Source organism: Psychrobacter sp. 1Y4 (genome assembly GCF_051847555.1).
Map to the genome: position 1 here is coordinate 1 of NZ_JBPYDE010001039.1, position 544 is coordinate 544.

Here is a 544-nt window from a genome sequence, read left to right on the forward strand (position 1 = left end):
GTCTTTGCGATTTTAGCCAAGGTGATGCGCCAACAAATGCCACAATCAAAACGTGCTATTTTTTATGGTTTATTGTCAGGTGCATTTTTAGGATTAGACTTGGCGCTTTGGCACGAGAGCATTTATGCCGTGGGTCCTGGTATTTCAACCCTACTCAATAGCTTACAAATCTTCTTCTTGGCTGCCATTGGTTTTTTATATTTCAATGAGCGCCAATCTATCGTGCAGATCATCAGTTTATTTTTAGCGATGCTGGGCGTTGCAATGATAGGCAGTCCTGAATTTGCACACAATTCAGCGGCTACTTGGGGATTTGTCACAGGCATTGTGTCAGGAGCAATGCTAGCTGCGTCGATGACTTTTATTCGCAAGACACATGATACCGAACCGACACCGATATTTATGCTAATGCAACTGATTAGTATCGGTGGCGTCTTAGCCATGATTGTGCCTATGCTTATATTCGATACAGGTCATATTTTGCCCAACACATGGTCGGAGATTGGTTGGGTGCTTATCTATGGCACAGTGATGCAGTGTTTGG

At 43.6% G+C, this 544-nt stretch carries 1 protein-coding gene; it reads left to right on the plus strand.

The features are described 5' to 3' along the window. Positions 1–544: DMT family transporter (locus ACS8FC_RS20295; RefSeq protein WP_439298111.1), on the plus strand; the 544-nt coding region annotated here is incomplete at both ends.